This window comes from Metabacillus halosaccharovorans (assembly GCF_002019635.1).
GTDB classification, from domain to species: Bacteria; Bacillota; Bacilli; order Bacillales; family Bacillaceae; genus Metabacillus; species Metabacillus halosaccharovorans.
This window is the reverse complement of record NZ_KV917371.1, coordinates 2,838,332-2,850,635: the sequence shown is the minus strand read 5'-3', so window position 1 is coordinate 2,850,635 and position 12,304 is coordinate 2,838,332. Positions and strand designations below refer to the sequence as shown.

Below are 12,304 nucleotides of genomic sequence, written 5' to 3'. Positions count from 1 at the left end.
ATCCTCCTTACTTTAATGAAGGAAAGCTAATCTCTCCTTTATCGAATTTATTCATTTCATTTTCTATAAACTGTTTATCTTTATCAGATAACATCGGTCCAAACGGAGCTAAGCTATACACACCATGCTCGGCACTTAACATCACTTGCCCATGTGGAATTCCATCCTTACTAAAGTAATCTTCCATCATGACAACATATGCTTGTGATACATCATTTTTCACGCTCGTAATAACATGATCCTTCCCCATATACGACTGATCGTCAAGATATCCGATGACATATATTCCTGACTTTTTTGCCAAATCTATGACATCTCTATTGAAGGAGTTTCCTTTACTATAAACAACATCTACTCCCTCATCTATTAACTGTTGAAGAATTTTGGAAGCTTTTTCACCATCGTCTCTACTATTAACATTACGATAATAAAATTTTATTTCCGGTTTATAATAGGCTAGTCCTGTTTCAAACTCCGGATTTTTGATTCTTGCTTCATAAGAATCAATTAAGCCAACTTTATTTGTTTTAGTCACTTTCGCTGCAGCAAGTGCAGCAAAGTATTCGATTTCCCCTTGATCAAATGTGTAAACAGATTGATTCGGATATTTTGAAGTACCATGCAGAGTGATAAAATGAATATCTGAGTACTTTTTTGCCGATTCTGTAAACGCGTCCGAAAACTCACGACCATGACCGATAATTACTTGTGATTGGTTTCGTACCGCTTCTTCAATTGTATTCTTTATTAGTTTGTCTGTATTAATTTCACTATATAAAATTACGTCAACTGGAAAAAGCTCTTCCATTTTCAGTTTTCCTTTATATGCCAAGCTCCCCCAACTTTGATCTACAATGACATCTGATGTTATGATTGTCACCTTTGTTTTCCCATCGGTTCCAGTTGAAACAGCTTCTGAGATGATATCTTTCATCTTAAATCCTATTATACTAATAAAGATAATTCCAACAATCACTGCTACTATCCCAATAAATCTAAGTTGTGTCGATTGTTGATTCATTCTTTTCTCTCCCTAAAGATTGTACAGTATCTGACATCATTATAGCGAACAATCCAACCACATGCTATATATTTATGAGAAATATCTACATTATTCGACAAGCATAGAAATCTTCCATCTTTTTAAAATTTCCATAACAAAATAGCATTTGCATCAGGAAGCCTAAATAAGAATTTTTGTTCTCTACAAAGAACAAACTCAGTGCTTAATCCACACTGAGTTCCTTACACATTATAGATAATTTATGATCAGCCAATCTTTCAACTCTTCTTTAAGTTTGTAATGAATCGGATCTTTTGCTTCCTTTTTGTATTGTTTTAAAAGGTTTAAGATTGTTCTTTCTCCATGAAATTCCTTTAGCATATGATCCATGTTTTCGATAACAATTGCAGTTGTGTTCGGTTTTTCCAGTTGCTCAATTCTTTTTACATTTTCCGGATTTGCCTGTACATCCATATCACCTGTAATAGCCAATATAGGACATTGGGCATCTTTAAGGATATTAATAATCATTTCTGTCGAAAAAGAATAATGTTCTCTAAACCATCTTATTGGCATTTTTTTCAATTGATACCTCATCGTATCACCTTGTGATTGCTCTACTTTCCGCTTTAGATTAGCGGCTTGTTTTTCCACCTTCGATTTTGTAACAAGATTTCTCAAGATCATTCCTTTAATGCCTTTTAAATGCTTTATTTCCTCTATAGCTTGTTGATTTTGATAGGCCATTGGCTCTTCAATATTACTTGCTGCCCCCGCAAGTAATATCAAACCGGCAACCGGTATTTGTTGATGTGCGATTGTTCCAATAATACATCCTTCACTATGACCTAATAGCAAAATCCTATCATGATCTACTTTTGGATGATTCTTCAAATATTGAATATTTTCTTGCACATCACGGACCAAATCGAGCATGCCGGATTTAATCGGATCGCCTTCACTTTCCCCGACAGATCTTTTATCATATCTTAGCGTAATAAAGCCTAATCCCGTTAAAAAATGAGCTAATTCTTTATATAAATCTGATTGAATGGCAGGTTTCTTCATATTTCCATCCCGATCTGAACTACCTGAGCCATTAATTAAGATAATAGCAGGGTGTTTTTCCGATTCTAAAGATGGAAAAGCCATTGTCCCCTTTAATGTAATATCATGAATGATTGAAACCTCTTCTTCACGAATTGTGCTCATAGACTTATCCCCTTTTCAATTATTATCATTATTGATAATGATAACATCTTTCCAGAGAATTGTCATTATTTTTTAAGTAAGAAAAATTAATCTTCGTCTTTTACATCGATATCCTCGGGAATTGGTTCTTTCATATACTCTTCCACTACCTTTTTATATTTTTCCATTTGTTCTAGGTGGGTATTAAATTGTTCCTTATTAATTAAATATTGATTTCCATCAAAGAGTGCTCTGATCTTTTTTTCAAGGATTAGTTTTTTAATTTGCTCTTCTGATAATGACAGGTATTCTGCTGTTTCTTGCACTGTTAAATACATGATATTCTCCTTCACTTCCTTCATTCGTTACCATCATAGTAGATTATACTAGTTTGTTACAAGTAAAAAGCCAATTCACATCTGTGAATTGGCGGTGTGATTGGCAATTATTACTCACTTAATTCCTCTATATCTGCATTAAAGCTTTTGCTTTTTATTCCCGCTCTTAATAGCTGAAGATCAACCTCAACGTCCAGGTCAGCTTTTGCGAATTCTTCATCCCATCTGTTCTCCACTTCTTTGTACTTATTATGATTCTGTCTATTAAGTGCATCCCCAAATCCAAAGATGTCTACTTCGTATTCCTTCTGGACTTTTTTAATAAGCTGGGATATTTCTGCTTTCACGAATTTTTCAACTAGTTTTTCTTGGTCTGAATAAACATCAATTTTTGTCAAATCTTTAGGACATTGTGTTCCTTGTATCATAGCTTCCGCATTAATTTTCACTTTGATCTTCGGTCGATCATTTTTATATTTGGATTCTAAGTTCACTTTTGATCTTATGACTCGAACATCTAAAAAAAACTCGTTTTTATTTGTCGTATTAGCATCTTCTGAATCACATGGAATACTCAAACTCGTACTTCTTAACTCTTTCGTCCAAAGGTATCCCCTAGTTTCATTTAGTGAAAGTTCCCCCACCATTTTATCACCTTTAAACACAGCCATCCCATCAGCAAGAACCAACGCACCAGGATCAATTTCTTTATTATTTTCTACAGATTGCCCTTTTTCAGGATCTCCTCGAATGGATATTATCCCGGCAACAGGATTAATTCCTTTTGAAATAAGGGATGTAATGAAATCATATAACTGAACATCGGGATTTCCACCCCACTCATCCGTTAGCGTCGCAATTTGAGTACTAAGCTTCAATGAAGGACTTTTTTGCACAGGATAGGTGATTTTTGTGAAAGTTGAAGCAGGATAACCACTTGTGATAACAATACTAAAGTCATTTCGGAACTGTCCACTTCGATCAAGAAAATCCAAAAATCCAAAAATTCCTTCTCTAGCCACCTCTTCGCTAATATAAAGAACCCTTGTATGTGAAAATACGAGCTTACGGGTTAACCCCACATTCATTTTATTTGATAATTCCGAAAGAGAATTTCCTTCTAATGTGTAGATGTTCACAGGAGCATTTCCTTGTGCACTTTGTTTTCCAAATTCTGCGGAGTTAACAACCTCTACTGTCATTCGATACTTTTTTTCTTCCCCTTTGTCCACTGCAATACCCGCCACAATCGCTATCTCATCAAGCTCTTCCCGGTCCCAACACCCTGTAAGGAATAATAGTAGTGCCAAAAAAGGCAATAGGATTTTTTTAGTCATTTTCCTTCTTACCCCCAGTGTTTTGATCTGGAGAAGATGGCCGAGAAGAATCTTTATTTTTCACCGGTGCTTTAGTCATCAAATATGAAGGGCGATACCGGTCTCCCCAAATTGGGACACGGACAAACACATCTGATTGATCTTTTAGCTTGAACGGAGCAACTGGAGTTAAATATGGGATTCCAAATGTTCGTAGACTTACTAAGTGAATAACCATAACAATAAGTGATAAAAGAATTCCATATAAACCTAATGATGCAGCCATAATAATCAAAATAAATCGAATCAACCTTGCTGCAATGGAAAAATTATAAATAGGAGACACAAAGCTTGCAATGGCAGAAAATGCAACAATGACAACTAAAACATTAGAAACCAAACCGGCTTCAACTGCAGCTTGTCCGATAACTAGCGCTCCAACAATAGATAATGTTTGGCCAACAGCCCGCGGCATTCTAACTCCCGCTTCCCTTAATACTTCAAAGGTAAGCTCCATCATTAATATTTCAATAACGGCAGGAAATGGTACCCCTTCCCTCTGACTTTGTATATTTATTAAAAGCGGTGTTGGCATTAACTCATGATGATAAGTCGTAATCGCCACATATAGAGAGGGAAATGTGAGAGTAATCATAAATGACACATATCGGATAATTCTTATAAAGCTTGTCATAAAAAATGGTTGATAATAGTCCTCTGTAGACTGAAAGAAATCTGTAAAAACAGAGGGAACGATCAACACAAATGGTGAACCGTCAAGGAGAATGGCGATTTTCCCCTCCAAAATATTTCCGCTAATGCTATCAGGTCGTTCACTATTATAAACAAGAGGGAAAAAGGTAAAGGTTTCATCTGTAATAAACTCCTCTACATTACCAGTATCAAGTATACCTGAAGCATTAATTTTATTTATCCTTAGCTTGACCTCACTTAAGATATCTTCATTTACAATTCCTTTCATATATCCAATCGATAGTTTGGTATTTGAGTCACTTCCAACTCTAAAATCTTCAAAAACCAGCCGGGGATTTTTTATTTTTTTTCTAATTAGACCTATATTCGTATTAATATCCTCTATAAATCCTTCTTTCGGACCACGAATAATTGTTTGAGTACTAGGCTCTGAAATGGAACGTTTATCTGTTCCTCCTATGTTTAACGCCAAGGCCTTACTATGCTCATCAATCATGACAACAGCATAACCGTTTAACATTTGCCAAACAAGCTGATGCAGTGTTTCAGCATATTCATAAGAAACCGCCGGGAAAAAGGCTTCTCTTAAAGAGTCTAAATCTCTGTGTGCATCTGTTTCCGGCTGCTTAAACGCTTCTCTTAGCGGTTCTAAAACCTGCATATTTAGCTCGCTTTTATTTAATGTCGTTCCTAAATAACAAACACACCCTTTTAAATCTCCAACTTTAATATGGATTTCTTCATAATCAGTAGTCTGTTTAAATAACTCTTGAATACTACATAAATTTCGATCCAGCTTTCTGTCATAATGCTTTGGTATCCCCTCTTGGTCATATATCTCTTTTTCAGAGGTTTTTCCCCTATTTTTGTTTTTTCTTCTTGTAAACAAAGATGAAAAACTACTCATGAGCTAGACTCCTTTTTTCTTTTCCTTGTTTTCCATAAAATAAAGGGCAGTAGAAGCAAAGGAATACCGAATTGAAAAGGGATATGCATAAAGAATGGCACGAACACTAACCCTTCCTTAAGATGTTCAACAAAGTTATGACTAATACCAGCTGAGAAAAAGGCAATGAGTGATCCCATTGGAAGTGTCATACTTCGATATGGTTTATTCGTAATTAGTTCAAGACCCTTTAAACCTCCGTAAAAAAAGATTCCCACCTTTACGATGATTCCGAACATAACGAAAAACACAATAATTAAATCTACTCGTTCGATAAAATTCAATAGGGATATTTCACGTGAAGCACTTAATAAAGGAAAGTTTGCTCTTTCCTTTAAATCAACTCCTAAAGTAGAAATTTGAATGAGAGCCCCATATGCAAGCAAAACACCACTGGTAAAAACACCCGCAGCACTCACCTTTTTTATATGTTTCTTTGTGCCAATATAGGCGCTTATCACCATGAAGGTCACTGCTTCTCCGAAAGGAAAGGTCAGTAACTGTGGAAAAAGTGCATTTACAATAGGTTTAAATCCATCAGCTAAGATCGGCTGGATATTACTTATTTCAAACTCACCCGAGAACCATATACCTAAACCTGTCATAACAATAAATGCTACAACATACGGAAAGAAAACCTCACTTGTTCTCCCCAGTACCTCTAAGCCATGCTGAAATATATAGACGATTACAAGCATCATCGTGATAGAAATTACCTCTAATGGTGTTATCTCAAAAATTGTAGAAACTAAGAGCTCACAGAAATCCCGCAACACCCTGGCAGATACATAAAAGAAGTAGATAACATATAATAGTGTAAAAAATTTACCGATCCACTTTCCAAAACAAAAGACAAATAGCTCAAATAAGTTCTTACCAGGTACTTTTGAGAGGAGAAACAAATAATACAGCATAATAGCCATTCCAAAAAAAGTTCCGATGATGACAGCAATCCAGGCATCCTGCTTTGCTTCATTTCCTATTCCTACTAAAGCAGCGCTACCAATTTGAAAACAAACAATTAGGATATAAAGCTGCCAGAGTGAAATTTTCTCTACAAGTTGCTTCATTACTCTACTTACTTCCTATGTTTTTTATTTTTTGTAATTTTTCTTTCACACTTTTCCCTACAGAATAAAGAAACCCAAACAATAGAAAAACGTATATCATCCATTTATTAGATCCCGGATCCATCGCTAAAAGTGTTTTATATTGGTTAATTAAATTACTGCTATAAAGATACGCATCAATCTGAGCAATCAATAAGCTAAGCAGGATAAAAATTGTAAGAAACATAACAGCTCTCATTGGCTACACACCTTAACCATATTTGAAATGATAAAACAAACTAATTCCTTCTAATATATGGTTTATTATGGACAAATGTGGTTTTTTTAGTATGAAAGAACCAAAATCTTTCTGTGTTTATTTTTGAACACTCAAAACGACCGTGCATATACAGATAAATTATGTCTAAAACAATAAAAAATTTGTCTATTTGATAGAATGATTGTCGAAGGCATTCCAAAATGGAGAGAAATCAATAATAATAGGTATATACGATCTGTTAAGTATAGGGAGCAATGAAAAATGATGAATAATGTGAACCAAGATCTGGGTCATAAAATAGATTTAGTGAGAAGATTAATGATCGCTACTGCCCAGGCAAAAGGAATGAACAATCCTGAAACGATTAAGTACAGCGAAGAATTAGACAGACTTATACTAGAAACACAGTTACTTTTAAAGTCATGTAGTTAATTTATAGGACAGATCCTCTATGAGCAAGAGTCAATCAAGAACCACCCTGTCCTTCTATTTACTTATGGATAAGTAAGAATATACCTATAAGTCCTAAAAATCTTTCCTATTCTATCTTTTTGATTTTTTCTAATAAACCAGAAAAACTAGTAGCATGATGCCACTAGCTATTTATGATTTAATGCTGATTGTATGTCTTCCCAAATATCCTCCCAGGCTTCAAGACCTACAGAGAGACGCATCAACATATCTGAAATCCCCATTTCCTTCCTTATATGTGCGGGAACAACAGCATGTGTCATTGAAGCAGGATGTTGAATTAATGTTTCTGCATCACCTAAGCTTACAGCAATGGGTATTAACTTTAAATGATTCACAAATTTAACAGCATCCTCAAATGTGCCTTTTACTTCAAATGAGATTAATCCTCCGCCATTTTTCATTTGTTTTTTCATGATTTGATATTGGGAATGATCAGGATCCTTGGGATAATAAATGGCTTTAACCTTTGGATGCTCTTTTAGTTTCATCGCAATTTTTTCTGCATTCTCACAATGACGATCCATTCTAACAGCCAATGTTTTCAAACCTCTAAGTAGTAACCATGCATCAAATGGAGAGATAACTCCACCTATATCCTTTTGTGTAGTTTTTTTAAAGGAATCAATCGTATTTTTGTCTCCTACTACCAGACCCGCAATGACATCTCCGTGACCACCGATATATTTTGTTCCACTATGGATAACCAGATCACATCCCAGCTTAATTGGTGTTTGTAAATAAGGAGAACAAAACGTATTGTCTACAACCACCTTGATGTTTCGTTCCTTGGCAATCGAGACAACCTTTTCTAAATCAATTAAGTTCATTGTAGGGTTCATAGGAGTTTCAATAAATATGCAGCTTGTCGTTTCTTTCATCTGTGCAAGAATATCTTCCTCTGAACATAGCTCAGAAAATGTATGGTCAATTTTGTACTTTTCCTTTAAGAGCTGTAATAAACCGAAAGTACAGCCGTAAATTCCTTTTGAACAAATAATGTGATCATTCGCTTTTGTTATGCCGATGAGAACAGCTGAAATAGCAGCCATTCCTGATGAAAACGCCAGTGCAGCTTCTCCGCCTTCCAATTGTGCGATTCGTTCTTCTAATACTGTCACCGTTGGATTACCTAATCTGGAGTAAATATACCCTTCATCTATTCCTGCAAATCTGTTTGCTCCATGTTCCACTGTGGGAAAAGTAAATGTGGATGTTTGGTAGATTGGCGGGGTTAAGCTATTTTGATGCTTATTTGGATCATAACCTGCGTGAATTGCCTTTGTGGCAAATTGGTACTCCTTTTCTTTCATAGGATTTCCCCCCTCTTTATAGGATATTGGGAAATGTCCGTCTTGGTTCCTATGGTTTATATCCTAAAGGGGGACGTTGATTGGCACTACATCATATCTGACATTGAGGACAGAAGAATGATTTTTTTGAAGAAATCTCTTCTCTTATAATTGTATTCTTGCAGCGAGGACAAGGCTCACCTTCCCGATCATAAACATAACAATATTCATTATACTTTCCTGTTAACTCGTCCCCCTTAATTACAGGCATTTCAATATATCCACCATATGTCAAACCTCTATTTAATATCGTTTGGATCGCATGGAATAGTGAAGCTCTTTCCCGGGATGAAAGTTCATCTCCTATTCGCATAGGTAACAATTTTGCTTCAAAACAGATTTCATCAGAGTAATGATTACCAATACCAGCAATAAACTTTTGATTAACAAGAGTCGATTTTAATGTCCCGCGTTTCTTTTTAAGCTGTTCATCAAATTCTGATAATTGAAAGCCCGGATCGAGAGGTTCAGGGCCTAAATCAAGAAATTCCTGTTCTACCTCTTGAGCAGTAAGAAGATGAAGGTACCCTAATCTTAGCCCAATAAAAAACAATTGGCAGTCGTCAAAGGTGAGAGTGACCTGTTTTGTTCTATCAGGACTGTCTTGCTCATTTCCGATATACATGAGTCCTCCCAGCATAAGATGCAGCAATAAATGACCACCCGAATCCAATTTAAACACCAAATGTTTTGCCCGTCTCTCAATTGCAACTAGCTTTCTCCCTTTTACTTCATCTATAAAAGCAGGAACCGCTTTATTAATCGACTTCTCTCTCGTCACTTCTACTGACTGAATGGTTTTTCCGACAAGCTTTTTTTCAAAAATCCGTTTATAATTTTCCATCTCAGGTAATTCAGGCACAAAAACACATCCCTAATACAAAATTTTTTGTTAGTATTTCATATTAAATATGTAAACATGTACCGGCATTTCTTAGACTTCATACCTTTCCAATTGATAAATTAAAAACCTCTCATTGGCGTTATGCTCATATAGTCCATTTATTTTCACTTCTTCTTTTAATACGAAAGAAGTTTGGTTGTCCAAATAATAAAGATAGTCTTCTGCTGCATAATATAAAATCAATTCGACATTACGGTTTCTTTTTTCAACCGATTTTAGAATGTTACGGACTACTTTCATAAAGATTTGAACGGAAAAAGGATTAAAAAAATAAAAACAATTGTCTGCTTGGTTTATTGGATATTCCTCTGCTAAACAATGATGAAAAATGATCTGATTGCCATTCCTCTTTGTTTTCGCGATATAACTGGTACGGTTCTTTACAGCATTTTCATAAAAAAGGTGATCCATTTCAACTCCTACAACAGATGTGTGAAATAAGTAATGGACAAATATTGGCAACCTCCCCTTGCCACAACCAAAATCAACTAAGCGATCACTTTCTGTCAGCTTATAGTGCTGAAATAATTGTTCCAGTCCTTGATATGGAGTAGGTTCATACCGGTGATAATGAAAGGATTTATGAAATCCCTTTTGTTCATCATCTGTATCAATATCAAGTAACCGGTCATATGTCTTTTCTGCCATTCGTTTTTCTCCTTTGCAACAGTGTGTTATGATTAGAAAAACACGACTTCCCGCTAAGAATGGCGGAAGTCGATGTCTTTTCTTATCCTTTAATCCTTTAATATAGTTAAACTTTCTTAAAGTATTAAAAAAAAAGATTGATAGTAAGGTGGGCTATAATGAATTGGATATCAACCACTAAAAAAGGTGAATTTCTAAAATGGTTTTTAGACCATCATCAATTAAAAAACAAGGAAGCGCGGAGACTTATAGAATATATTCAAAAGAATCATCATCTCCTCAAGAACCTATCTTTTACCGAGTCAGTACACCCTAAAGAACGCACCATCATGATCTCCAGTATTAGTTCTGATGAACCCGGCTTCCACTTCTATTCCAATGGTTTCAAAACTGAAGATGTTTCAAGAGCTTTTGGATCATTAATGAATAACCCGACAGATAAGATATTTATTATTCTTCACTATTTTGGGAAACATTCTGATCATCGTTATACACAACTTGTTGAAACACATCGCATTCATTCTATCAAACAATTTGAGCAATCTGAAAAAGACGCAAAAGCTACCGACCTTGTTGTTGAAATTGCTTTACTAAAAAGTCAAATTAATAAGGCACTTGATGATCGAAACGAAGAGCTTTTCCATGAGTTAGTTAAAAAACTGAAGGAGATACAAAAATAACCTCATAGATTCTTATCTATGAGGTTATTTTATACAAATTCCCTTTTTAATAGCGGTTGTGTCATTGTAGGGATCACGATTTCTATTGTTGTTCCTTTGTTTACTTCGCTATGTATCGATAACTGTCCCTTATGTGATTCAATGATCTTATAACAGGTCATGAGTCCTAATCCGGTTCCTTTTTCTTTCGTGGTATAAAACGGTTCACCTAGTGTAGGAATTCGCTCAGGAGGAATACCTACCCCCTCATCAATTACCTGAATAACAATAGTACCCTTTTCATTTCCCTTCATCTTCAGATAGATATTTCCTCCATTAGGCATCGCTTCAATTGCATTTTTAAACAGATTCAAAAACACTTGCTTTAATTGTGCTTCCTCACAACAAATCATAGGTAAATCCGAGTCAACCTCCGAAAAGATTTGCACATTATTTAATATGGATTGTGTACTCATTAACGTAATCACATCTTTAATTAGCTCATTAAGATCCTTTTCAACAAATATGGAGGCACTTGGTTTGGAAAGAACAAGGAATTCCCCGACTATTGCATTAATACGATCAAGCTCTGACAACACAATATTATAATATTCTTCTTGTAGATGGTTTGATTTAAACAATTGAATAAATCCCTTTATGGATGTAAGCGGATTTCGAATTTCATGGGCAATTCCAGCTGCCATTTGACCTAACAACGCCAGTTTTTCAGACTTTAGCAGCAGCTTTTCTGTTTGTTCCCTCTTTTCTGTAATATCCTTACCAATTGTTAAGATTGCTTCACTTTTTCCGTACGAGATGTTCATTGATGAACCTTCAAAGAAAAATGTTGTTCCATCACCTCGCATTAATTCATATTCAATGCAACTCAATGGAGAATTCTTCTTTTTAATCATTTTAATTCTTTCTTCAGCACGTCCCATGTACTTTGGAACAATAAAGTCCAGGATTGAACGATAAATCAAATCTTCTCTACTTCCAGCCCCTATCATCTTCACAGCTGCATAGTTCACATAACAAATTTTAAAATTATCATGAATAATAATCGATTCCGGAAATGAATCAATTAGCTTTTTATAGCTTTCATCCTTTAGCTTTGCGTTTTTTGCATAAAATCTAGCTAAGTCATACTGTCTTCCTACGAAAAATGCAATAATGGTAAAAATAAAAAAATCCACTGTAAAAAATGGTTCCTGTTCCATAACTGTTTGATAGGCTGTAAATAATACCGATATTAACACCAGAATAATTTGTCCTGATCGATTCATCCCGTTATCCTCTTCACCTAGATTTTTCTTTCATCATAGCATATTTGAACTAGAATTATATCCCAATTGGAAAAATTTAATAAACTCTATGTGAGAGTATCTACCTATCTATTAATCTTTTAAAGGTGCTTTTCAGAAATATAAAGG

At 35.1% G+C, this 12,304-nt stretch carries 13 protein-coding genes; 2 read left to right on the top strand and 11 right to left on the bottom strand.

Going from position 1 to position 12,304, the window contains the following annotated elements:
- Positions 1 to 7: 7 nt before the first annotated feature.
- The 7 genes from BK577_RS13740 to BK577_RS13710 form a co-directional block, all read right to left on the bottom strand.
- Positions 8 to 1,021: a BMP family ABC transporter substrate-binding protein gene (locus BK577_RS13740; protein ID WP_078433306.1), complete on the bottom strand. Its 1,014-nt coding sequence runs from the start codon at positions 1,019 to 1,021 to the stop codon at positions 8 to 10.
- Between the two features lie 231 nt (positions 1,022 to 1,252).
- Positions 1,253 to 2,215: an alpha/beta hydrolase family protein gene (locus tag BK577_RS13735; protein WP_078433305.1), complete on the bottom strand. Its 963-nt coding sequence runs from the start codon at positions 2,213 to 2,215 to the stop codon at positions 1,253 to 1,255.
- 86 nt (positions 2,216 to 2,301) lie between these two features.
- Positions 2,302 to 2,532 (bottom strand): excisionase family DNA-binding protein, encoded by a 231-nt coding sequence (locus BK577_RS13730; RefSeq protein ID WP_078433304.1) that lies wholly within the window; start codon positions 2,530 to 2,532, stop codon positions 2,302 to 2,304.
- 110 nt (positions 2,533 to 2,642) lie between these two features.
- The gene (locus tag BK577_RS13725; protein WP_078433303.1) at positions 2,643 to 3,869 is read right to left on the bottom strand and encodes a Ger(x)C family spore germination protein; all 1,227 of its coding nucleotides are present in this window, start codon (positions 3,867 to 3,869) and stop codon (positions 2,643 to 2,645) included.
- Positions 3,862 to 5,469: a spore germination protein gene (locus BK577_RS13720; RefSeq protein WP_078433302.1), complete on the bottom strand. Its 1,608-nt coding sequence runs from the start codon at positions 5,467 to 5,469 to the stop codon at positions 3,862 to 3,864. Before BK577_RS13720 ends, BK577_RS13725 begins: the two co-directional genes overlap by 8 nt.
- Positions 5,466 to 6,578 carry a GerAB/ArcD/ProY family transporter gene (locus BK577_RS13715; protein ID WP_078433301.1) on the bottom strand — a complete coding sequence of 371 codons (1,113 nt, stop codon included), beginning with the start codon at positions 6,576 to 6,578 and terminating at the stop codon, positions 5,466 to 5,468. The genes BK577_RS13720 and BK577_RS13715 overlap by 4 nt, the downstream gene beginning before the upstream one ends.
- A 4-nt stretch (positions 6,579 to 6,582) precedes the next feature.
- Complete coding sequence (locus BK577_RS13710) at positions 6,583 to 6,816, bottom strand: hypothetical protein (RefSeq protein WP_078433300.1); 234 nt, start codon at positions 6,814 to 6,816, stop codon at positions 6,583 to 6,585.
- A gap of 282 nt (positions 6,817 to 7,098) precedes the next feature.
- Between BK577_RS13710 and BK577_RS13705 the strand changes: the two genes are divergently transcribed.
- Positions 7,099 to 7,269 carry an aspartyl-phosphate phosphatase Spo0E family protein gene (locus BK577_RS13705; protein WP_226528630.1) on the top strand — a complete coding sequence of 57 codons (171 nt, stop codon included), beginning with the start codon at positions 7,099 to 7,101 and terminating at the stop codon, positions 7,267 to 7,269.
- A gap of 167 nt (positions 7,270 to 7,436) precedes the next feature.
- On the opposite strand, the gene megL is transcribed toward BK577_RS13705, so the two are convergent.
- The 3 genes from megL to BK577_RS13690 all read right to left on the bottom strand — a co-directional run bounded on the left by megL (position 7,437) and on the right by BK577_RS13690 (position 10,212).
- Complete coding sequence (gene megL / locus BK577_RS13700; protein ID WP_078433299.1) at positions 7,437 to 8,621, bottom strand: methionine gamma-lyase; 1,185 nt, start codon at positions 8,619 to 8,621, stop codon at positions 7,437 to 7,439.
- Positions 8,622 to 8,712: 91 nt separating this feature from the next.
- Positions 8,713 to 9,522 carry an Fpg/Nei family DNA glycosylase gene (locus BK577_RS13695; protein ID WP_078433298.1) on the bottom strand — a complete coding sequence of 270 codons (810 nt, stop codon included), beginning with the start codon at positions 9,520 to 9,522 and terminating at the stop codon, positions 8,713 to 8,715.
- A gap of 72 nt (positions 9,523 to 9,594) precedes the next feature.
- On the bottom strand, positions 9,595 to 10,212 hold the full coding sequence (locus BK577_RS13690; RefSeq protein ID WP_078433297.1) for a class I SAM-dependent methyltransferase: 618 nt from the start codon (positions 10,210 to 10,212) through the stop codon (positions 9,595 to 9,597).
- 158 nt (positions 10,213 to 10,370) lie between these two features.
- Between BK577_RS13690 and BK577_RS13685 the strand changes: the two genes are divergently transcribed.
- Positions 10,371 to 10,892, top strand: coding sequence for a YpiB family protein (locus BK577_RS13685; protein WP_078433577.1), 522 nt, complete (start codon positions 10,371 to 10,373; stop codon positions 10,890 to 10,892).
- Between the two features lie 29 nt (positions 10,893 to 10,921).
- Here BK577_RS13685 and BK577_RS13680 read toward each other — a convergent pair whose 3' ends face one another.
- On the bottom strand, positions 10,922 to 12,157 hold the full coding sequence (locus BK577_RS13680; RefSeq protein ID WP_078433296.1) for an ATP-binding protein: 1,236 nt from the start codon (positions 12,155 to 12,157) through the stop codon (positions 10,922 to 10,924).
- Positions 12,158 to 12,304: the final 147 nt, after the last annotated feature.